The 21,779-nt window shown below is 64.9% G+C and carries 20 protein-coding genes, 1 tRNA gene and 1 pseudogene; 13 read left to right on the top strand and 9 right to left on the bottom strand.

The features are described 5' to 3' along the window. The first annotated feature begins 102 nt into the window (after positions 1 to 102). Positions 103 to 1,014, top strand: a complete 912-nt coding sequence (gene fdhE, locus V7082_RS12945; RefSeq protein WP_334149155.1) for a formate dehydrogenase accessory protein FdhE — start codon at positions 103 to 105, stop codon at positions 1,012 to 1,014. 33 nt (positions 1,015 to 1,047) lie between these two features. On the opposite strand, the gene V7082_RS12940 is transcribed toward fdhE, so the two are convergent. From V7082_RS12940 to V7082_RS12930, 3 genes are all read right to left on the bottom strand, one after another. Further along, the gene (locus V7082_RS12940; RefSeq protein ID WP_334149153.1) at positions 1,048 to 1,245 is read right to left on the bottom strand and encodes a MarC family protein; all 198 of its coding nucleotides are present in this window, start codon (positions 1,243 to 1,245) and stop codon (positions 1,048 to 1,050) included. Next, the gene (locus V7082_RS12935) at positions 1,236 to 1,688 is read right to left on the bottom strand and encodes a MarC family protein (RefSeq protein WP_334149151.1); all 453 of its coding nucleotides are present in this window, start codon (positions 1,686 to 1,688) and stop codon (positions 1,236 to 1,238) included. The genes V7082_RS12940 and V7082_RS12935 overlap by 10 nt, the downstream gene beginning before the upstream one ends. Positions 1,689 to 1,832: 144 nt before the next feature. Then, on the bottom strand, positions 1,833 to 2,924 hold the full coding sequence (locus V7082_RS12930) for a transglutaminase-like domain-containing protein (RefSeq protein WP_334149178.1): 1,092 nt from the start codon (positions 2,922 to 2,924) through the stop codon (positions 1,833 to 1,835). A 307-nt stretch (positions 2,925 to 3,231) separates the two neighbouring features. Here V7082_RS12930 and selA point away from each other — a divergent pair, with 307 nt between their 5' ends. The 3 genes and pseudogenes from selA (at position 3,232) to V7082_RS12915 (ending at position 6,698) form a co-directional block, all read left to right on the top strand. After that, on the top strand, positions 3,232 to 4,668 hold the full coding sequence (selA, locus tag V7082_RS12925; RefSeq protein WP_334149149.1) for an L-seryl-tRNA(Sec) selenium transferase: 1,437 nt from the start codon (positions 3,232 to 3,234) through the stop codon (positions 4,666 to 4,668). Next, a pseudogene (gene selB, locus V7082_RS12920) lies at positions 4,665 to 6,578 on the top strand (selenocysteine-specific translation elongation factor); the annotation flags it as partial. The gene selA and the pseudogene selB, both read left to right, overlap by 4 nt. Before the next feature lie 24 nt (positions 6,579 to 6,602). Next, positions 6,603 to 6,698, top strand: a tRNA-Sec gene (locus V7082_RS12915). Between the two features lie 71 nt (positions 6,699 to 6,769). Here V7082_RS12915 and V7082_RS12910 read toward each other — a convergent pair. From V7082_RS12910 to V7082_RS12890, 5 genes are read right to left on the bottom strand one after another with little or no spacing between them, the layout of a single operon-like run. Continuing rightward, entirely contained in the window at positions 6,770 to 7,666 is an 897-nt protein-coding gene (locus V7082_RS12910) for a TatD family hydrolase (protein ID WP_334149147.1), read from the bottom strand. 26 nt (positions 7,667 to 7,692) lie between these two features. Continuing rightward, positions 7,693 to 8,571 carry an EboA domain-containing protein gene (locus V7082_RS12905; protein WP_334149145.1) on the bottom strand — a complete coding sequence of 293 codons (879 nt, stop codon included), beginning with the start codon at positions 8,569 to 8,571 and terminating at the stop codon, positions 7,693 to 7,695. A gap of 18 nt (positions 8,572 to 8,589) precedes the next feature. After that, positions 8,590 to 9,438, bottom strand: coding sequence for a UbiA family prenyltransferase (locus V7082_RS12900; RefSeq protein WP_334149143.1), 849 nt, complete (start codon positions 9,436 to 9,438; stop codon positions 8,590 to 8,592). Beyond that, a complete protein-coding gene (gene eboE, locus V7082_RS12895; RefSeq protein ID WP_334149142.1) occupies positions 9,435 to 10,634 on the bottom strand; it encodes a metabolite traffic protein EboE in 1,200 nt (399 codons plus the stop codon). Before eboE ends, V7082_RS12900 begins: the two co-directional genes overlap by 4 nt. Continuing rightward, on the bottom strand, positions 10,634 to 11,845 hold the full coding sequence (locus V7082_RS12890) for a 3-dehydroquinate synthase (protein ID WP_334149141.1): 1,212 nt from the start codon (positions 11,843 to 11,845) through the stop codon (positions 10,634 to 10,636). The genes eboE and V7082_RS12890 overlap by 1 nt, the downstream gene beginning before the upstream one ends. Before the next feature lie 522 nt (positions 11,846 to 12,367). Here V7082_RS12890 and V7082_RS12885 point away from each other — a divergent pair. From V7082_RS12885 to V7082_RS12855, 7 genes are all read left to right on the top strand, one after another. Continuing rightward, positions 12,368 to 13,771 (top strand): PQQ-dependent sugar dehydrogenase, encoded by a 1,404-nt coding sequence (locus V7082_RS12885; protein ID WP_334149139.1) that lies wholly within the window; start codon positions 12,368 to 12,370, stop codon positions 13,769 to 13,771. A 121-nt stretch (positions 13,772 to 13,892) separates the two neighbouring features. Beyond that, a complete protein-coding gene (locus tag V7082_RS12880; protein WP_334149137.1) occupies positions 13,893 to 14,360 on the top strand; it encodes a c-type cytochrome in 468 nt (155 codons plus the stop codon). A gap of 14 nt (positions 14,361 to 14,374) precedes the next feature. After that, positions 14,375 to 15,754 (top strand): alkaline phosphatase family protein, encoded by a 1,380-nt coding sequence (locus V7082_RS12875; RefSeq protein WP_334149135.1) that lies wholly within the window; start codon positions 14,375 to 14,377, stop codon positions 15,752 to 15,754. Positions 15,755 to 15,766: 12 nt separating this feature from the next. Beyond that, complete coding sequence (idi, locus tag V7082_RS12870; RefSeq protein ID WP_334149133.1) at positions 15,767 to 16,300, top strand: isopentenyl-diphosphate Delta-isomerase; 534 nt, start codon at positions 15,767 to 15,769, stop codon at positions 16,298 to 16,300. A 74-nt stretch (positions 16,301 to 16,374) separates the two neighbouring features. Then, positions 16,375 to 16,836, top strand: a complete 462-nt coding sequence (locus V7082_RS12865; protein WP_334149131.1) for a GAF domain-containing protein — start codon at positions 16,375 to 16,377, stop codon at positions 16,834 to 16,836. Positions 16,837 to 17,083: 247 nt separating this feature from the next. Continuing rightward, the gene (locus V7082_RS12860; RefSeq protein WP_334149129.1) at positions 17,084 to 18,277 is read left to right on the top strand and encodes a succinylglutamate desuccinylase/aspartoacylase family protein; all 1,194 of its coding nucleotides are present in this window, start codon (positions 17,084 to 17,086) and stop codon (positions 18,275 to 18,277) included. A 311-nt stretch (positions 18,278 to 18,588) separates the two neighbouring features. After that, entirely contained in the window at positions 18,589 to 19,035 is a 447-nt protein-coding gene (locus tag V7082_RS12855; RefSeq protein ID WP_334149127.1) for a universal stress protein, read from the top strand. Positions 19,036 to 19,140: 105 nt separating this feature from the next. Here V7082_RS12855 and V7082_RS12850 read toward each other — a convergent pair whose 3' ends face one another. Beyond that, positions 19,141 to 19,551: an SET domain-containing protein gene (locus tag V7082_RS12850; RefSeq protein ID WP_334149125.1), complete on the bottom strand. Its 411-nt coding sequence runs from the start codon at positions 19,549 to 19,551 to the stop codon at positions 19,141 to 19,143. Between the two features lie 754 nt (positions 19,552 to 20,305). Here V7082_RS12850 and V7082_RS12845 point away from each other — a divergent pair. Then, positions 20,306 to 20,683, top strand: a complete 378-nt coding sequence (locus tag V7082_RS12845) for a hypothetical protein (RefSeq protein WP_334149123.1) — start codon at positions 20,306 to 20,308, stop codon at positions 20,681 to 20,683. A 155-nt stretch (positions 20,684 to 20,838) separates the two neighbouring features. After that, the gene (locus V7082_RS12840) at positions 20,839 to 21,297 is read left to right on the top strand and encodes a nuclear transport factor 2 family protein (protein ID WP_442909789.1); all 459 of its coding nucleotides are present in this window, start codon (positions 20,839 to 20,841) and stop codon (positions 21,295 to 21,297) included. Positions 21,298 to 21,779 lie beyond the last annotated feature (482 nt).

Here is a 21,779-nt window from a genome sequence, read left to right as displayed (position 1 = left end):
CAAGGGCGGCCTCCGCACCGACCCCAGCGGCGCATCGTCTTGAAACAGGCATCCGGACGGAGCGCACCGGAGACCCCGTGCACGGAGTGCACTGGAGACACCATGACAGACGACCTGCAGCCTGATCCGTCCCTCATCGGTGGCGTGCCCTCACCGCCGCTCGCCTTCCTGCCCGATCCGGTAAAGCTCTTTCAAACCCGCGCCCGGCGGTTCGCCTTCCTAGCCGAGACGAACGAGCTTGCACCCTATCTGAGCTTTCTGGCCGAGCTCTCGCGGCTTCAGGCGCGCCTTGCCGTGATGCTTCCGCCGGTCACGCCTGTGGAGCCTCAGCGGATCGCCGAGGCCGCGAAGGCCGGGATGCCGCCGATCGACCGCACGGCGCTCGCGAGCGACCCCGGTCTCGCCGCCACGCTCGACGCGCTGATCGAAGGCGCGGCCGCGCTCGATATGCCAGAGCCCGGGCGCCTTGCACTGGAGGCCGTGCGCAGCGCCGACCAAGGCGACCGGCACTGGCTCCTGACGAACATCCTGAGCGATCACATCCCCGAGGACAGTGCCGCGCCGCACCTTTTCGTCGCCGCCGCCGCCCAGGTTCATCTCGCACGCCTTGCCGCAACGCTCGATGCCGGAATGCTGGTGCCGGTGCATGTCGGCATCTGCCCGGCCTGCGGTGGCCGTCCGGCCACCTCCTCCGTCATGGGCATGCAGGGGATCGAGAACGTCCGCTATGCCGCTTGCGCCTCATGCGCCACGCAATGGAACGAGGTGCGGGTGAAATGCCTCTGCTGCGGCTCGACCAAAGGCATCAGCTATCGCTCGGTGGAGACGATCGAGGCCACGGTCAAGGCCGAGGTCTGCAGGGAGTGCAAGTCCTGGCTCAAGATCTTCTACCAGGTCAAGAACCCGAGCCTCGATCCGGTGGCCGATGACGTCGGCAGTCTCGGCCTCGATATCCTGATGAAGGACACGGAGTTCCGCCGCGGCGGCTTCAACCCCTGTCTCGTGGGCTATTGACGAAGCTCAGACCACCCTCGGCAGACCAGCCGTTCAACCTGCGGCGCTGCCGAATATGGCCTTGAGGCTGGTCGTCATCATCTCGACCGCGATGGCGGCCAGAATCATGCCCATCAGGCGCTTGGTCACCGCCGTCGCCCGCGCCGACAGATAGTGTCCGAGCAGCGGCGCCGCGAGCAAAGCCACCGCGAGCACGGCCAGGAAGGCGCCAAGCCCGAGCATCAGCTCCATCTCTTTCCGTCCGTCGCCGCAGTGTGTCCGAACACGATCAGGCTTGCGATGGTGCCGGGTCCTACCAGCAGCGGAATGGTCAGGGGATAGATCGCGATGCCGGCCGCGTCAGCGTCCTGACCAGACTCATGACCGGACGGATGGTGCTGCGTGCTCGACTGGCCGTTCAGCATCGACAGCGCGATGAGAAGCACCATCAATCCGCCGGCGAGCCGAAAGTCATCGATCGTCAGTCCGAAGACGCTGAGAACCGCGCCTCCCGCCACCGCCGAGACGACGCAGCCGATCACAACGCCGATGATGGCCACCACCGCCACGCTCCGCCTTTCCTGATCCGTGCGCCCCTCGGTCAGCGACAGGAAGATCGGGATGTTCGCAATCGGGTTCATGATGGCGAACAGAGCAGCGAACACCTTAATCGCAAATTGCGTGTCGACATCCATGTCTTTGGCCTCGTCAGGGCTGCACCGGACTGGCGCGGAATGCACCGCGGCCGGCATGATAGTGCGCGCTTGGGGATCGCAGATCACAAAAAGCCGGCGCTGCGAACGAGGCAGCGCCGGCCCGCGGGCCGAGGGACCGCATCATCAGGTGACGATCTCGCGCGCCGTGAGCGCGTACTTGAAAGCGTCCGCGTCGAGGCAGTCGAGCCGCACGTTCTTGACCTCTGCCTGGGGGTACATGAGGAACGGAAGCGCGGGCGCACGGGAGCCCGGAAGGGCAACATCGTGGGCCGCGTTGTAGGCGAGCCAGTTACCCTCCCACGATCCGAACAGGGCTTTGCGGGCCTCGGTCACCTTCTCGTCGCCGAGCGGCAGGTTACCGGGCGGCTCCTCGAGCATCACCTTGCGCACGTCCGCCGGATCGACGGGGACCCAGCCGAAATCGGTGAGAAAGACCTCGGCGCGGCAATGCTGGGCCTTGGTGACGACCTCGTTCTTGGCGCCGAGGCTCGCAAAGCCGAATGCCGACGGCGCTACGCGCAGGCCATAAAGGTCCCGCGCCGGCAGCCCCGCTGCGCGGGCGAGCCCCACGAACAGCGCGTTGAGATCCGCGCATTTGCCGCCCAGGTTTCCGGACTGGAGCATGGTTGCGATATCTCCGAGGCCGCATCCCCGCACGGCGGCGTCGCGGTGGGTCGCCTCGACGATCCAATCATAGATGCTCCGCGCCTTGTCGAGATCGCTCCCAGCATTCGCGGTGATCCGGTCCGACGTCTCCTTCACGATGCCGTCGGTCGGGATGAGCTCGGTCGGCGCGAGGTTGAGAGCGCGCTCGGCGTCGGAGAGGGTATGCGGCCCGGTAGGCGCGGAAAGATCGACGGCGCGGCTTTGCGTGGCGAAGGCGCTCCTCACCTCGACCGCCGGCGCACGCTCCCCCTCCTGCCAGACGACATGGAGCATCTCGGCGCCGTATTTCGGGTCCCTGGCGATCTCGGCGGTGATCGCATTGGTCTCCCATGTGCTGCCGCCCGGCTTGAACCAGGCCGGATCGGCGTAGGCCGGCAGCGGGATCCAGGCCTGCATCGGGCCGGCCGGCTTCGCGATCTCGACGCGCGTGATCAGCTCGAAGGTGCGCCAGGTCCCGGGTTTTGGCGCGAAGGCCGCCCATGCCGGCAGGCTTGAAAAGGCAACCGTGGAGAGCGCCGCGCCCGTTCTCAAGACATCACGTCTGGTCACACTCATGGAAGGAGCTCCTTTTGTGCAGGTGGCGCGCGCCGCGATCTTCACACAGCCGATTTCTGCCCGATAACGCATCTTGCGTCGCAATTCGACGGACACCAATTGATGTCTTGTTCCGAATGACCGGCACCCATCGGTAACCGTTCGCAAATTTGACTGTTTCCAATGGGTGCCATAGCGTGATGTCGTTGTCGTGAACAGTGTCTCGACCCTCGGCCTCGGCGCTACGGCGGCGGGGCACGGACGGCCGCGCGGCAGGGGTCATGTGCTCCCGCCGGTGGTCTTGAGCCGCCATGGACGTTGCATGAACCAGAACTGCCCGGGACAAATGAAGCGGCTCCCGTCCGTCGACCGCGTACTGCAGACCGATCTCGGCAAGGTGGCGTGCGAACGCTTCGGACATGCCGCGACCGTCGAGGCGATCCGGCGCGCGCTGGCCCGTATCCGGGACGCCGGCGACGATGCCCACGAGCCCTGCGATGCCGCGGCGATCGCCCGGGAGGCGAGCGCGCACCTCGAAAGCGAGGGCCGGCCGAGCGTGCGCCGGGTGTTCAATCTCACCGGCACGGTGCTGCACACGAATCTCGGCCGTGCCGTTCTTCCTGAGAGTGCCATCGCCGCCGCCGTCGATGCCATGCGCTTCCCCGTCGCGCTCGAGTTCGACGTCGAGGGCGGTGCGCGCGGTGAGCGCGACGATCATGTGCGCGGCCTCATCCGCGAGCTGACCGGCGCCGAGGACGCCGCGATCGTCAACAACAACGCCGGCGCGGTGCTTCTCGTGCTCAATACCTTCGGTGCCGGCAAGGAGGCGATCGTCTCGCGCGGCGAGCTGATCGAGATCGGCGGCGCATTCCGCCTGCCCGACATCATGACGCGCGCGGGTGCGCGCCTCGTCGAGGTCGGCACCACCAACCGCACACACCTCAGCGACTACGAGGGCGCCATCACCGCCGACACCGGCCTGATCCTCAAGGCGCACACGTCGAACTTCGTCATTCAGGGTTTCACCAAGTCGGTTCCAACCGCCGAGCTCGCCGCCCTCGCCACGCTGCGCGGGCTGCCGCTGATCCACGATCTCGGATCCGGCGCCCTCGTCGATCTCACGCGCTTCGGCCTCGCCCCGGAGCCGACGGTGCGCGAGGCCCTGGCCGAAGGCGCCGGCCTCGTCACCTTCTCGGGCGACAAGCTGCTCGGCGGCCCCCAGGCGGGCGTGATCGCCGGCGCACGTGCGCTGGTCGAGCGCGTGGCAAAGAATCCCCTGAAGCGCGCGCTGCGCATGGACAAGATCCGCCTCGCCGCGCTCGAGGCCGTGCTGAAGCTCTATCGCGATCCCGACCGCCTCGCCGCGCACCTGCCGACGGCGCGCTTTTTTGCCCGCACGAAAGCCGAGATCGCCGCCGTCGGCGCGCGCCTTCGCGACGCCGTGGCCGCGGCGGTCGGCGAAGACTATGCCGTGAGCCTCGCCGAGTGCGCGAGCCAGATCGGCTCGGGCGCGCTGCCGCTCGAGACGCTTGCGAGCTCCGGCCTCGCGATCAGGCCTCGCGAGCGCAAGGACGCCGGCCGTCGCCTCGCCCTGCTGGCCACCGCGTTGCGCCGTCTCCCGATCCCGGTCGTCGGCCGCATCGCCGACGGCGCCCTCATTCTTGACATGCGCTGCATGGAGGATGAGCCCGGCTTCGTGGCGCAACTGCCGGCGCTTCGTAGCGCGGCGCCGCCGGATTTTGGAGACGAGGCCCCATGATCGTCGGCACCGCTGGCCATATCGATCATGGGAAGACCACGCTGATCAAGGCGCTCACCGGCGTCGACACCGATCGCCTGAAGGAGGAGAAGGAGCGGGGCATCTCGATCGACCTCGGCTTCGCCTACTGGCCGCGTCCCTCGGGCGATATCGTGGGCTTCGTCGACGTGCCCGGCCACGAGCGCCTCGTCCACACGATGCTGGCGGGCGCGACGGGCATCGACGTCGTACTGCTGGTCGTGGCTGCCGACGACGGCGTGATGCCGCAGACACGCGAGCATCTGGCAATCATCGACCTCCTCGGCCTCGACCGCGGCGTGGTCGCCCTCACCAAGTGCGACCTGGTCGACCAGGACAGGGCTCGGGCAGTCACGGCCGACGTCACGACGCTTCTCCGCGGTACGGGCCTCGACGGATCGGAAATCGTTCCCGTTTCGGGCGTGACCGGAGAGGGCCTCGTTGCGCTCGCCGAAAGGCTCGATGAGGCCCGCACCGAGGTGCCGGCGCGCGCCGCCGGCGGCCGTTTTCGCCTGGCCGTCGATCGCTGCTTCACGCTGAGCGGGCTCGGCACATCGGTCACCGGTACGGTTCTCTCCGGAAGCGTGGGCGTCGGCGACGAGGTGATCGTCAGCCCCACCGGGCTCGAGGCCCGCGTCAGGTCGATCCACACCCAGAACCGCCCGGCGAACCGCGGCGCCGCAGGTGAGCGCTGCGCGCTCGTCCTGAGCGGGCCGCACATCGCGAAGACGAGCGTGCACCGCGGCGACGTCGTCGTCGATCCGACGCTGCACGAGCCGACGCGCCGCATCGACGCGACGCTGCGCATCCTTCCCACCGAGCCGCGGCCGATCGGGCAATGGTTCCCGGTCAAGGTTCATCACGGTGCCGCCGAGGTTCCGGGCCGTGTCGTCGTTCTCCGGGATCAGCCGATCGAGCCCGGCGGACGCGATTTCGTGCAGCTCGTCCTCGAGCGTCCCCTTGCGGCCGCGGCCGGGGACCCGTTTGTCATCCGCGATACGTCGTCGAGCCGAACGGTCGGCGGCGGGCGCTTCCTCGACCTGCACGGGCCGGAGCGGCGGCGGCGCACGCCCGAGCGGCGCGCGCTCCTCGAGGCGCTGGACGAACGCGATCCCGCACGCGCCGTGGAGCAGCGCCTTGCAACCCGGGGCGCCTGGTGCGATCTCACCGCCTTTTGCCGCGACCGCGCGCTCTCTGCCGACGATGCTGAGATCATCGCATCGCGTCTCGGGCTGGCCACGCTGGCCTGCGACGGCCGTATCGTTGCCATGCGTCCTGACGGCTGGAACGATATGCGCCTCAGGATCGGACGTTCGCTCGATGCGTGCCATGCGGAGCGCCCCGATCTTCCAGGCGTTGCGTTCGAAACCTTGCGACGACTGATCGAGCCGAAATTCCCGCCCGCCCTGTTCATGGCCGCCCTGCGCCGGCTCACGGAGGCCGGCGAAGTGGCTCATGATCACGCCTGGGTTCACCGGCCAGGACACCGCGTGACCTTCTCGGCCGAGGACGAAGCGCGTTGGGCGGCCATTGCCCGGCACCTGGCGCCGCAACCGTACCGGCCGCCGCGCGTGCGCGATATTGCGCGGGCGTTGGATCTCGATGAGACCCTCGTCCGCCGGGTGATGCGCATGGCGGCGCGCCGGGGGGATGTCGAGGAGATTGCCCCGGATCATTTCTTCACGTTTGCCAGCGTGCAGGACATGGCGGCGATCGCAATCGACGTGGCCGAGAACGCGCCTGACGGTCGGTTCACCGCCGCAGACTTCCGCGACCGTCTCGACAATGGCCGGAAGGTCGCGATCCAGATTCTCGAGTTTTTCGACCGGCACGGGTTCACGGTCCGCCGAGGCGACTTGCGCAGAATCAATCCAGCCCGCATTGACTTCTTTGCGCCGTCGCCGGCGCAGAAGCATGGAGGAGTCCCGTCCCCGGTGGGGCGACCGGTCTTCAAAACCGGGTGGGGCCGTCAGACGGTCTCAGGTGGGTTCGACTCCCATCCTCCTCCGCCATCCTCTCCCGAGACACACCGATGAGGCCCGCTTGAGATCGGCCGCACGGTAGATCCGCGTGACTTCGATCCTCAATCGGGATCAGGCGTGGTGATGCGGGGCGTCTGCCCGCCGCGCAGAACCGTGTTGCCCTGGAAGAGCGTCCGCTGGTCGATGGCGGGCGGCGAGAGCCAGTCGGCTTCGGCCATCTGGCCGCTTTTGCCATACACGGCCAGAGCGTTGGCGTAGGTGACAAGTCGAATGTCGTCCGCCGGAAGCCCCTGCTCGGCCATCAGCTTGGCGGTCTTCGGCACCGACAGCGGATCCGAGACGCCCCAATCGCAAGCGGAATCGACGATCAGACGCTCGGGCCCGTAGCTCCGGACCAGCGCGATCATACGCTCGGCGGTCATCTTGGAATGCGGATAGATGGAGAAGGCGGCCCAGAAGCCGCGGTCCCTCACCTCCTGGATGGTCTCCTCGTTGACGTGATCGATGACGACACGCGACGGATCGAGCCCGTGCTCCAGGATGACGTCCATGGAGCGCGAGGCGCCCCGCTTCTTGTCGCGGTGCGGTGTGTGGATCATGACCGGCAGATCCAGCTCGCGCGCGAGGTCGAGCTGCAGGCGGAAATACTTGTCCTCGAGCGCGGTCTGCTCGTCGTAGCCGATCTCGCCGATGGCCACGACGCCTTCCTTGGTGGCGAAGCCCGGCAGCAGCTCCATCACGCCCTCGGCGAGCGCCTCGTTGTTGGCTTCCTTCGAGTTGAGGCCGATGCAGCAGTAATGGCGCACGCCGAACTGACCGGCACGAAAGCGCTCGAAACCGAGAATATGCGAGAGATAGTCCTTGTAGCTGCCGACATTGGTCCGCGCCTGGCCGATCCAGAATGCGGGTTCGATGACGGCGACGACACCGGCGTTCGCCATCGCCTCGTAGTCGTCGGTCGTGCGCGAGATCATGTGGGCATGCGGATCGATGAACATGGGAGATCTCCAAGGCGTTGGTAGGGTCAGGCGACCGTGTCCCAGGTGAGGCGCCCCTCCAGGAGGGCCGCGGCAAGGTCGGGCGATGACGAAAGCGTCTCTTTGGCAGAGGCGGATTGGCAGTCCGCGAGGGCGAGGGCCGCGCCTTTGCGCTCCGCGTCCGTACCGTTCCGCAAAATGGACGCCAGCGTCGCGATCTCGGCTTCTCCCGCGAAGGGGGCCACGCAGCGCCACAGCTCGGGAGAGATGGCGCGCCGGGCCGCCCGGCGCTCGGCCGCATAGTCGATCAGCATCTGGGCGAGCTCGGCGTTGCGCCGCGCGTCCAGTCCTTGGATCGGCGCAAGGCGACTGCCGATGAAGAGCGCCTTCACCACCATCTGGTTCCACTGCGCGTCGCTGAAGTGTTCTTCGGGATAAGGATTACGATGGGCCACGGCCTCGAAAATCGGCTGCATCGCCGACCGCACGCCTTCGGCGGCATAAGGGATCAGCCGTTCGGGCGCCGGAAAGAGCGGCAAGCCTTTGAGAAGCGCGACCTGCTCACCAAGCTCGGCTGTGCCGAAGATCGTGGCCAGGCCCGCCACGAACGCCGCCTCGTCGCCACGGTAGCTTGAGAGCGCGAGCAGGATGCGCCCAGCCTGATCGACACTCCAGCCCGTCGCGTCCAACCCCGGCCGTAGGGCCTTTCCTGCCTCCTGCTCGGCCGGCGTCAGATCAAGATCTGCTTTCCCGAGCTTGCGTGGTGCCAACCCGATTGCAATGCCGAGCTGCAAGGGCTTATCGCCGGCTTCGATGATCGCCGCCTGCTGATCGAGCCAGGCAAGCGCGTCGGGAGGGAGGCGCCGGGCGAGCCACGCATGGAGAAGGGATTTGGCGTCCTGGGCGTGCGACAGGGTCGAGGTCATGGTGCGTCTCGCATTTGATCAGGTTCCGGCCACGTAGCGCTGAAGCATGAGCGTCAAGGCAAACAGGGCGACGCACACGACCGCGATGCCAAGGCTGCCGTGCGCGCCCGCAACCACCGCGTCCATGAGGGCGATGCTGGCAATCAAAAGTCCGACGGCCGCCTCGCGATCACGCGGCACGCCCGATGTCAGCCACGCGATGGCCCGTCCGACGGCGCCGGCGGCAAGCGTCGAAAGAAGAAGCAGAGGGAGCGTCGCGTCTCCCGTCATCACGGCGACGGCGACCGGAAAGGCGAGGAGGAGCGCGGGCCATGACGTTGCGGGCGACTGAAACGCGCCGCCTTTGGCCGCCTGCGTGATGCCGGCAACATAGAAGAGCAGCGCGAGCGCCGCGCCGAGAACCGGCGCCGACAGGGCCGCCCCGGCCGCAACCGCCGTTCCGACATAAACGAGCGCACGGCACAGTCCCATGAGGACGGGCGAGACCGGATTGCCCTTGTGCCAAACGTCGTAGATCAGGATGAGCCCCGCCAGGGCCGCTCCGGCGACGGCGCTCTCCACGCCGAACGCCGACAGCAGCAAGACACCGGCCGCAACGAGCCCGCCGCCGACGGTAAAGGCCGCCGACGGCGTAACCGCGCCGGACGGCAGCGGGCGGTCCGGCCGCTCGCGCCGATCGATGTCCCGGTCGAACGCGTCGTTGAGAACCATGCCCCCGGTATAGAGCGCCGACATCGCCGCGAGAGCGAGGGCGAGGCTCGCGGGACGCATGCCGCCCGCAAGCACCGACGCGGCCAGCACGTTGCTCCAGATCGTCGGCAGATTGGAGATGCGGGCAAGCCGCAAGAGCGCCGCAAGCGTGCTCACGCGCCAAGTTCCATGCGCACCCACTGAAGCTCCCGCACGATATCGCCGGCCATGTCCGCCGACTTCAGTCCCTCGGGAAGGACGTTCCAGGTGTAGGTTTCCACCTCGAGATGGGGGGAGACCTCCTCGACGCGGCAGAGAGCCAGGACCTCGCGCAGGGTCTCCTGCGTGGAAGCCAGCTCCTCGTAGCGATCGAGGAACACCGGAACGTGGCAGTGAACCCGCCATTCGCCGCCGGCGTCCCCCCGGCGCGCGGCGCGGAACGCATCCGGAAGATCGGTGTGGCGCGTGATCCGCCCGTCCCGCCGCTCGACCGTCTGGTGCAGATAGATGCCGTCGTCGAAACGTCCGAGCAGGCGCTCGAAGCGCGACGCGGCGCCTGTCGCGCTCAAGGCCGCGCTGAGCTGCAGCTTGGCAACAGCGATACCGGCCGCGCGGATCGCTCGAAGCGTCGGCTCCGCGTCCTCGAAGGCGACAGCCGAGTGGCAGACGTCGAAACAGAGACCGATGTGGCGCCTGAGGCTCGGCTCGGCTTCACTGGCCGGCACACCGGCAAGGCGCGAGAACAACGCACATGCGCCGCTGGCGAACAGGTGATCCTGGAAAAAACGGATAGCCTCCTCGGTGGTTTCAAGGATGCAGGCGGGCTCGGGCTCGATGGCCAGCACGATCGTCCGCCCTGTGTCGCGGAAGATGCCATGCAGATGGGCGGCGGCGCGCACGAAGCCTTCGGCGATCCGCTCGACGTCGATCCGGCTCGCGGCCTCGGCCCTGAACGCACCCGGCACCGTGCTGATGCTGGCCGTCATGCCGTGAGGCGCAAGGTCGGACAGCAGGTCGGCAACCAGGTTCGTGAAAGCGAGCCGCTCCGGCGTGCGCCAATCCGGAGCATAGACGCGCTCCTTCACGCGCTCGCCGTGGAAGCTGCCGTAGGGAAACGCATTGATCGTGAAAACATAGAACCCGCCATCAGCCAGAAACCGCTTGAACTCCGAGAGCGCCGCTGGCTCCGACAGTTCGCGCGCGGCGACGGCCGAGAGCCGCAAGCCGACACCCATGGGGCGTTCTGAAGAGACCCGCGCCTTGACGTCGGGCAGATGGCGCCCGAGCGCGGCCCGGATCTCGGCCCAGCTCTCTCCGGCATGGATGTTTGTGCAGTAGGTGAGATGAGGGTGTCCCGGGAGCGCAAGCTGCATCAAATGCCGGCCTCCCGCCTGAGCCACTCCAGAGACTGGCCGATGAGCTCCGGGTCCATGCTGTGGACCTCGACACCGACGCCAAGCGCCTCAAGCAGCGTGATGGTGAGATCGCCGCCGAGATGCTCACGGAACTCCTCGAGCCCTTTGAGAAGCTTGAGCGCTCCGGTGTCGTCGCGCGCGTCGCAGGCCTCGTGCCAGAGCTCGAACCCGAGCCGCACCAGAAGGCGGGCCACGCGCAGATCCTCTCCCGCCGGCAGCAGCCCGGCGAGCACCGAATAGCGCGTGTCGAGCGCGATGCCGATGGCAACGGCCTCGCCATGGCGCAGGGCATAGTCCGAAAGGACCTCGAGCTTGTGCGCGGCCCAGTGCCCGAAATCGAGCGGCCGCACGCTGCCGCGCTCGAAGGGGTCGCCGCCGTGAGCGATCTGGCGCATGTGGAGCAGCGCGCAATGCCGGATCAGCTTCTCGAGCGGCTCCGACGCAAAGAGCGCCAGCGCCTCGGCCTTCTCCTCGAGCCATTCGAAGAAGGCCCGGTCGCGGATGAGCGCGACCTTGACCGCCTCCGCCATGCCGGCGCGCTTGTCGCGGCCCGGCAGCACATCGATGAAGGCGGAATCGTTGATGACGGCATGCGGCGGAACGAACGTGCCTAGCATGTTCTTCATGCCGAACGCATTGATGCCGTTCTTGACGCCGACCCCGGAGTCGTTCTGGGCGAGAACGGTGGTCGGAACGCGGATATGGCGGATGCCGCGATGCGTGGTCGCCGCCGCATATCCGACGAGATCGAGCACCGCGCCGCCGCCGATGCAAACGACATAGGAATGGCGGTCGAGACCGTTGTCGACGAAGCGTCGCTGGAGATCCGTCAGGAGCTTGGGGTCATTCTTCGCTGCCTCACCGCCGACGATCGTTTCGACAGGGCCGGCGAGGATTGCGCCCGGGCACGTGTCGACGTAGGCCGCGATGCGCCGCTTGAGGTCCGGCATCTCACGCAGCACGCCCTCGTCGAGAATGACGCTCACGCGGGTTGCGGCATCCCGTTTAGGGCCCAAAATCAAATCCGCGAGTGTGCGATTATCCGTCGAAAACGCATCACGCGTAAAAGATACGGAGAATTCATAAGCCAATGAGAAGCGTTGCAGAAATAACCGATCGTCGTTTTTTGATTCAAGCAGAGGCAGAGCAATTGCTGTCTCGCGTGGCACGGCGTTTCCCCAGGCTATTTTATTTTTATTCAGGCGTCGGAGCTTGAATTCGGGATTTATTCCCGCATAAGTCCGGAACAAAACCCCAATCCGCCAAGGCGGCTGTCCTCGACAGCGAAGCCTGACGCATTCGGTTTTGCTCCTTCCTATCGTGCTGGCAACTTCGGCAGGTGTCAAAGACAAAGGTACTTCCGCCTCCTGCGGGCACGGCGCTTCGCGCATCCCGCGTGCCAACGCGCGCTCAATCGGGAATAAATCCCAATGCAATGAAGAAACTAGGAAACGTCACACCGGATAACTTCCCAATTGCCGGTTATTTCTCAAAATTTAAATTTTGCTGATTGACCTGGGTCATGAAGCCATTGCTCTATAAGGCGCGTTCAGAACTCTGAAATGCAATGCAAGCGAAGCCTCGGCGGAGCGCTTGTATTTTGCGCGACGCAACATAATCAGCGCACGCAAATCATGCCGTTTAGAAACAAACAAAATGGGAGAAACGTCCAAATGCGAATGCGGTTCATAATGTCCGCGTCGGTGTTGGCGGCTGGCCTCCTGGCAATGGGCACCATGCCCTCCGTTGCTCAGGAGGTTCCCAGGACAGCCGATCAGGTGGCGCGTCCGGGCGGAAAGTTGCCGGGAGATCCGAAGATCGCACTTGTGAAGGTGGCCGATGGCTTCCTGGACCCGGTCGGCGTCGCCTCTGCCCGTGACGGCACCGGGCGTATCTTCGTCGTGGAGCGCCAGGGCAAGATCCGGGTCGTAAACAAGGACGGCAAGGTCAACGAGAAGCCGTTCCTGGACCTGACCAAGAACAGCCCGCTCGGCAGCGAGGTCCAGACAGGCTTCGTCGAGCAGGGTCTGTGGGCCGTGGCCTTCCACCCGAAGTTCAAGGAGAACGGCCACTTCTTCGTCAGCTACGCGTCGCTGCCGTTCAACGGTGCGCACATCATCGCGCGCTATACCGTCGATCCGACGAGCCCGGACGTCGTGTCGGTCGAGCATGCCAATAAGACCGTCAAGGTCATCATGCTGATCCCGCAGCCGTACTACAATCACTACGGCGGTGGCATCCAGTTCGGCCCCGACGGCTTTCTCTACATCGGCAAGGGTGATGCCGGTTGGGAAGGCGATCCGCTCGATGCGGGCCAGAGCAAGAACGTGCTTTGGGGCAAGATGCTTCGCATCGATATCGATACCCCGGACAACGTCGGCTATCACATTCCCCAGGACAACCCTTGGGCAACCGCCTACCAGGATCGCATGATGACGCTCTTCGGCATCACCGAGGACGGCTTCTCCAAGATTCATATGGGAGCCCGCGGTGAATCCTGGGCCTATGGCCTCCGCAATCCTTATACGTTCCATTTCAATGCCAAGACGGGCGACCTATTCATCGCCGACGTGGGTCAGAACCACCTCGAGGAGATCAACTGGCAGCCGGCATCGAGCAAGGGCGGTGAGAACTACGGCTGGAAGCACAACATGGGCACCATGTGTCACCCGCTGAGGGGACCGGACGACAAGTGCCCGCAGGTGGGCGTGCTGCCGGTCGCCGAGTATCCGCACCAGGAGCCCTATCCCGGTGCTGAGAAGCTCAAGGACGGCTGGGGTTGCTCGGTCATGGGTCTCGGCGTCGCCAACTATGCCGGCATGAACGGCGTCTACCTCACCGGCGACTGGTGCTCGGGCCGCGTGTTCGCCACCGGCTGGGACGGCAGCAAGTGGCAGATGCAGGAGCTTGCACAGACGGCGCTTCAGTTCACGGCGGGTAACAACGACGAGGACGGCACCGTGCTGGCGGTGAACTGCAACTGCTTCTACCTCGACGACAAGGGTGCCGCGGCCAACCCGCCGGGGTCGCTCTGGAAGGTCGTTGCGGCCGACAAGGTTCCCGAGGGAGCCGAGGTCGCCAAGACGAAGAAGTAGCAGCGGACAAGGTCACGGATCGCGCCACGCTTCATGACCTTCGGAAGGCCCTTGCGCCACGCGTGAGGGCCTTCCGTCTGCCGGCACCCACACGCTCCGTATTCAGAGAGATGCACGACACATGATATCGAAACTGCGGGCTTTTTTCGCCAAGACGGCTGGCACGGCAGCGGTTCTGCTGAGCCTTGCCTGCGCCGGGCCGGTGCTGGCCGACGTCGAGTTCCGCCATGCGCTCGACGATTCCCCGCTCGATCTCGAGCCCCTCAAGGGTGAGGAGATCACGGACGCGGTGAAGTCGTTCCGTAAGGACGGCGTCAATCCCTACAACGGCAACGCCGAGGCGCTGGCAGCCGGCAGGACGCTCTATGAGGAAAACTGCCAGGCCTGCCATCTCGAGGATGGCCGCGGCGGCATGGGGCCGAGCCTCGTCGACGACATCTACGTGAACGAGCGCGCGAACACCGACGTCGGCAAGTTCGAGATCATCCATTCGGGCGCCTCGGGCGCCATGCGCTCGTTCTCAGAGCGCGGCGTGACTCAGGATCAGATCCTCAAGATCATCACCTATATCAATTCCCTGAAGAAATAGCCTGTCTCCGGGAGATGATGCATCCAACCGTCGTCATCAATGTCGTCGGGCTGACGCCGGCCCTTCTCGGCCCGCACACGCCGAACCTCGCCCGGTTCGCCGCCAAGGGGTGTCTGCGGCCGCTCACGACCATCACGCCGGCCGTCACATGCTCCGTCCAGGCCACGTTCGTGACCGGTGCGGCACCGCGCGACCATGGGATCGTCGGAAACGGCTGGCTGTTTCGAGATCTCATGGAGATCTGGCTCTGGCGCCAGTCGAACCGGCTCGTGGCAGGAGAGCGCGTTTGGGAGGCGGCCAAGGCGCGAGATGCGCGCTTCACGTGCGCCAACCTGTTCTGGTGGTATGCGATGGCGGCTTCGACCGACATCGCCGTCACGCCGCGCCCGATTTACAAGGCCGACGGGCGCAAGTTGCCGGACTGCTATTCCGATCCGCCGGAGCTCCGGCATGATCTGACGCAGAAGCTCGGCCCGTTCCCGCTGTTCCGGTTCTGGGGACCGGCCACGTCGATCGAGGCCAGCCGGTGGATCGCCGAGGCCGCGGCGCACGTTCTGGCCACGCGTGATCCTACGCTGACGCTGGTCTACCTGCCCCACCTCGACTATGGCCTGCAACGGCTGAGTCCGGATCATCCTGATATCGCCAAGGACCTCTTGGAGATCGACACGGTCGCCGGCACTCTCATCGACCGGGCGGAGGCGCTCGGCCGGCGCATCATTATTCTTTCCGAGTATGGCATCGTGCCAGTCAGCCGGCCCATCCACATCAACCGCGCCTTGCGGGAGGCTGGCCTCCTGTCGGTGCGCGAGGAGGACGGCGGCGAGATCCTGGATATTCCGCTGTCGCGCGCCTTCGCGCTGGCCGACCATCAGATCGCTCATGTCTACGTGCGGAACGACAACGATCGTCCTGCGGTGCGCGCCGTGCTCGAGCGGCTCTCCGGCGTGGCCGAAATTCTGGATCGCCCGGCGCAGGCCGGTTGGGGGCTCGATCACGCGCGCGCGGGCGAGCTCGTCGTGCTCTCCGCGCCGCACGCCTGGTTCACCTACTATTATTGGATGGACGACGCCCGCGCACCCGACTTCGCGCGCACGGTCGACATCCACAGGAAGCCGGGCTATGACCCCGCCGAGTTGTTCATCGACCCCGCGATCCGCTGGCCGAAGCTCGCACTCGGATGGCGGCTCCTGAGGAAAGCCTTGGGCTTCCGCACGCTGATGGACGTCATTCCGCTCGATGCGACGCTCGTCAAAGGCTCGCACGGCCGGGCCGATACGCCACAGGAGCATGGGCCGGTCTTCCTCTCGTCCGCGCCGCACCTCGTGCCGGACGGCACGGTCGATGCCCGCGCGGTAAAGGGCCTGATGCTGTCCCACGTTTTTGATCGGTAAGGAGCTTGAAGCATGGCCGCCGCGCGCGAGCATCTCGTTCTGGTCGACGCCGATGACACGGAGATCGGAACCGCAGAAAAGCTCGATGCGCATCGCCGTGCGCTGCTGCATCGCGCGTTCTCCGTGATTGTCTGGGATTCCGCAGGCCGCCAGCTCCTGCAGAAGCGCGCCGCGATCAAATACCATTCGGGCGGCCTCTGGACCAATGCGTGCTGCGGACATCCGCGCCCTGGCGAATCGGTCGTTGCCGCAGCCCGGCGCAGGCTCGCCGAGGAGATGGGCTTCGTGTGCCCGCTCGAATGGCTCGGGACGGTGCAGTACAGCGCCGCGTTCCAGAACGGGCTTACCGAGAACGAGATCGTGCACGTTTTTCGCGGCCGCTACGATGGCGAGCTCAAGCCGGACCCGGCCGAAGCTGAAGATTACCAATGGAGCGACCTCGATCGGATCCGGAGCGATATCGCCGCCGCACCGGACCGCTTCAGTGTCTGGTTCCTGCGCTACATGACCGAGGAATGGCCGCTCGCGCGGATGCCGCTCGTATAGATGAGTGACGCTTTGCTCGAGAGACGCACGCCTTGTTACTTTTTCTGTAGAACGCCGAACACAGGGGTCCGCACATGACGACCGGGGAGAAGCAGGACACAGGGCACGACGAGCGCACGGCATTGTCTCGCATTGTCGATGAATTCGCCGCCGACAGCGGCACGGTCCACTTCCTCGGAAGAGACGGGCTCCTTCACCTCGCCGCCGCGAGTCCGGGCATTCCCGACACGGTCCTTGCCGTTATCCGCGCCATACCTGTCGGCAAGGGCATGGCGGGGCTTGCTGTGGAGCGCGCGCAGCCCGTTACGGCCTGCAACATCCAAACCGACGCGAGCGGCGACGTGCGTCCGGGCGCACGTGCCACCGGCCTTGCCGGGTCGATCGTGGTGCCGATCTTTGACGGCGCCACGGTCGTTGGCGCCCTAGGCGTGGCGAACCGATCCGAGCGAACGTTCAGCGACGACGAGGTCGCGCGCCTGATCGAGGAGGGACGGCAGCTCGCCGCTCAGCGCCGCGGCAACCGTTGCACGACGTGAGCATGACTGTTGTGTCGAGCTATCGTTATTAAGGCGATTAAGGCGGCAGTTCTGCTTCGCACCGACCCTGGATCCTGGTGAACGACACCGCAGGATTGCACGCTCCGACATGGCCGCCGCGGAACCTCATTCAACCTTGCGGTCTCGGCAGCATACTCGTAATTTGGATCGCGCGGGGATAAGCGACCGACGGGCATGCCGTGCCGTCGTATGAGCGTTGCCTTTCACACTCACAAAGGCCCCCATCATGCCGGACAAGCCTGCAAAAGGTATCGATCGACGCGATCTGATGTTGGCATCCATTGCCACCGTCGGCGCCGCCGTCGCCGTCAACACTGGCGCTGGTGCCGCAAATGCCCAGGACGCAGCGTCCCCTTCTGCCGCTCCGCCGTCGGGAACGGTCTATACCGGCGACGTTATCGAAGGCAAAAAGGTCATCAGCACACTTGACGTCAATGACCTGGAGCCCGGCAAGAAGCACCTTCTGTATTTCCGGGGCGTTGAGATGCCGAGCGGACAGCACTGGTATGTGTCTGTGACGGTCGCCAAGGGAGCAAAGCCAGGCAAGCGCGGCGTCCTGACCAGCGGCGTGCATGGCGACGAGATGAGTAACGTGCATACGGTCCACACCGTGATGAGCCGGCTCGACCCGGCGCAGATGTCGGGCACGGTGATGGCGGTTACGGACGTGTCCCCGCCGGCCCTGCAAAGCATGCAGCGCAGATGGCCCAACCAGGGCAGAGGCATCGATCTGATCGATATGAACCGGGAGTGGCCTGGGAACGAGAACGGCGCCACCGCAGCGAGCCGGCACGCCGGGCTTCTGTTCAACCGGCTGCTGCGGCCGAACGCCGACTTCGCGATCGACTTCCACACCGGGACAACCGGATTTGAAGTCACCGCATTCAACATCGGCGGCATGGATGTGCCCGAGGTCAAGGCGATGATGGAGTTGTATCCCGTCGGCCAGATCTTCGACAATCATGTCTATCCCGGCGTCCTGCACAACGCGTTCATGGACGTGGGCATCCCCGCCTTCACGCCGGAGATCGGCGCGGCGCGCGTCCTGAACCTCGAGATGATTGCGCTCTTCGTGGAAGGCACGATGAACGTCCTCAAGCATCACGGCATCGTTGCCGGGCCTATGGGACGGACAGGCAAAGACACGACTGTCTTTGTCGGCAACAGCGCCTTCCCGATCCTGGCCACCGCGGGTGGACTCGTCGAGCATCTGGTCAAGCTCAACGACAAGGTTGAGCCTGGACAGAAGGTTGCCGTTCAGCGCGATAGCTTCGGCGAGGTGGTTGCGGAGTACACGAGCGGCGTGGCCGGCGAGATCACGGGCCTGCGCAGCGATGCCATGACCGAGCCCGGCAACCCCTTGGTATTCATCCTCTTCAACAAGCCGGAGCCAAAGGACGTCCAGGTCTACCCCGAGTAGCAATCCGCGTCTCTCTCGAGGTCGGTGACGGACTTTCGACTTTCCGCCCCAGGGGCTCGGCGCGGCCCCAGCGCCTAGACTGCGCTAGGTCAGTGGAAAAAGAGCGGAGGAAGAACTCCAAGCATCTGGCGTACGGCGATGAGGCACCGGCAACCGGCGTGGCTCTGAGCGACATCGCGACCGGCGACAGACCAGGAAAAAACGGTGTAGCGTGCGTGGTGATGGGCTGGCGGTGTACGCCAAGCCAACGGCTGAGCGCTGCCCATCAGCCCCTTGTGCGTCCTCTCGTGAAAACCCCGTTAGGAGGAAAAATGTACAAACACATCCTGGTTGCAACGGATGGTTCGGAGCTTGCCCGTAAAGGGCTTGAGCATGGCCTGTCGCTTGCCAAGCTGCTCAATGCAAAGATAACCGTTCTTGCCGTTTCAAACCCCCTGAGTGCGGAAGAAGCGAGCGCCGCCCAACGAGCCGGCGTGGGCAATCCTACGATCCGCTACGACCAGCAGATCGACAACCTCATGAAGGAGCGTTTTGCGTACATCGAGACGCGTGCAAAAGAGCACGGCGTTGTGGCCGAGCTGACGCATGAAATCGATGAATCGCCGGCTGAGGCAATCGTGAGATTTGCCAAGCTCAAAGATTGCGATCTTATCGTGATGTCCTCGCACGGCCGGCGAGGCATCCAGAAGATGCTGCTGGGGAGCCAGACAAATGAGGTTCTGGTAAAAACGACGATTCCCGTTCTGGTCATTCGCTAGGAAATTCTGCGGCACCCGGAAGCCCGCAAAGGATGGACGCCCTTGCGTCGCTGGTATTCCCCCACCGTTGTCATGCTGGTGGACATGCCTGCTTGCGCGAGAGGGTTACGGACATTCAGTCCTCAGGCACCCGGTGCAGCGGCATCGTCCTGCCAAATGGATCCCGAAATATTCCTCTCCGTAGTCGTACGAAAGCTCTTCGCCAGGCTTGATGGCGCGGAGAGCAAAGATATAGATGCGGCGCCTGCGGATGACTGTTTCGCAATTCGGCGCGCAGGAGTGGTTGATGAAGCGGGCGGTATTCGCCGGTATGTTCCCGTCGATCATGCTCGTGCCGCTCGTCCAGAAGAGGTACTTCCCGCGATTCTGCTTCATCTGCGCGGCTGTGGCGGGGCGCCCGATGTATTCAATGACGCATGAGCCCTTGGGGATGCGTTCGTCCGTAAAAAGGCCCCTGCCGCTGTGCGAGCGACGGACCGTGAGGCGGAAGGGTCCGGGTGTGAAGCGCCGCTTCATCGGTGAGAGGAACTCGCGAGATCATGTCGAGGCAATGGCGGGCAAGGCGGCGTCGCCTCATGCAGGCCGGTACGGGCACGTGTCAGCCGACAATGCCGAAGCGGTCGGGATAATCAACTCCGTAAGCTGCTACCCTCTCTTGAAGCAGACCTGAGAGGCCTCCTTGCAGATGGCCTGAGGGTGGATCTCGGCTGCTGATCTCGAACGGCCCCCGTCCGACGTGCACTTGAGTCCGGAGGCGCCTTGGCTTCAGACTGCGTGAGGGCCATGAAGAAAGAGCGGAGAACATTCAACATGACGGATGACCGAGGCGTGGCCAACGGCGACGAGCGGGACGCCGTCTCGCGTCGTAGCCGCCTCCTGATCCGCTGGAGACCGCGAGAGGTCGAGGGGATCAAGCCCCGTTTCTCGAAGAGCATGTGCAGGAATGCGTGATCGGCGGCGCAGAAAGACGAGAGGGCCTGGGGCTGACACAGGATCGCGTCCGACGCGCGGTCCGACGGTCAGTCCGCGCCGGTGGGGCGCGTCGCAGCCCACGCAACGATCTCCCTCAAATTCGATCTTCGCCTGGCTAAAGCGCGAGAGCATCGCGCTCCTGGCTCTGAGCGGCGCGGCACTCACCGTTCTGGCTCAGCTCGCCACCGTCATGCCAGTCACGCCACAGATTGCGACATGGCTCGCAGAGTGGCAGCAGCTCACGCAAACGTTCTGGCGCCCGCCGCTCAATCTCGTGGGCTTACCGCTCCACCATGACATGGCGGCTGCCCTCAACGTATCGGCTTTCATGGCCCTTCTCGGGTTAGGCGCGCGGATGTCGGCACGGCTCGCGGGCAAGCCTCTGCCCCCGATGGGCTTTGACCGGTTCTTTGACGATCAGACCTGGCCTAGCCTCATCGCCTTCGGCGCACTGTGCATGGTGTTTCTGGTCGGCCACGGCGCGTCGAGCGCAGATACTCTGGTCGTGATGGGAAGTGAGGAGCTCGGCAAGTACGCCTTCGCGGTTATTGTGACCCTCGGCTACTTCGCGGGCGATTTCATCGGCCATCGGCAGTTCCATCGGCGGCTCTACCGCCTGGCTGTCATCGTTGCGGCCGTTGCGGCTGTAAACCTTGCCATCCTCAGTTTCGATTAGGCCGATATCGCGAAGCGCAGCGTCGTTGATCCGATCGGTTTCCTCTCGATAATATCGCAATACGATATACAGTGCACAGGGTGCGAGCGAACCAATTGCATCGGTTGAACTGGTTCACTTAGCCCAAGCCGCTCGCTCCAAAAGGAAGCTCGAAAGTGTCTCTCGTTCCGCCGTTCACCGAGGAAACAGCCATCGCGAAGGTCCGCATGGCGGAAGATGGCTGGAACAGCCGGGATCCTGAGCGCGTGTCGCTCGTCTACACACCGGACAGCCGGTGGCGGAACCGGGCGGAGTTCCCTGTCGGGCGACAACAGATCGTCGAGTTCCTCACCCGCAAGTGGGCAAGGGAGCTCGACTACCGTCTGATCAAGGAGCTCTGGACGTACCGAGACAACCGCATTGCCGTGCGCTTCGCCTACGAGTGGCATGACGATAGCGGGCAGTGGTTCTGCTCCTATGGCAACGAGAACTGGGAGTTTGCCCCAGACGGACTGATGCAGCGGCGCTTTGCATCGATCAACGATCTGCCGATCAAGGAGAGGGAGCGCAAGTTCCACTGGCCGCTCGGCCGGCGTCCGGACAACCATCCGGGGCTTTCGGAGCTCGGTCTTTAGAAGTGGCGGGTGCGCCAAGCTCTCGAGTGCAACCGGCCATCAGCGGAAGATCGCCGGGGGCAGTCTGAAGCCCGCCCCACTTTATTCCAGGGAGAATGTTCGCTAAAATATTTGGCCGTTTTTTTAATGATATCAACGGCCGAGAACAGCGGTGGCGCCCCGAACTGAATATAACTGCGAACCCTTATGTCATTGAAATTGCAATATAATTATAAATCATCTGAGGCGGTCGGAGCCGCCGCCCCCTGGAGGCAGTCGATCCGTCCCCATAGCTGACATCAGCGGCGTCCAGCGTCACGTCGTACTCATCCGGGTGCCACATCCGCTGTCGGGCGCGAGGAGCGGGCAACAGGCAGCTCGCGCATGCCGTCGCGAATGACCCGGAGCGGACAGTTTACACCGCTGCTGACTATGCTTTGCCTGCTGGCCTTGATGTGACCCCCTTCTTTTATCCGGGGGCAACTGGAATCCGGTCGTCATTG

Source organism: Hyphomicrobium sp. (assembly GCF_036833075.1).
Lineage (GTDB): Bacteria > Pseudomonadota > Alphaproteobacteria > Rhizobiales > Hyphomicrobiaceae > Hyphomicrobium_C.
The sequence above is the reverse complement of the archived record's forward strand: the minus strand, read 5'-3'. Positions and strand labels throughout refer to the sequence as shown.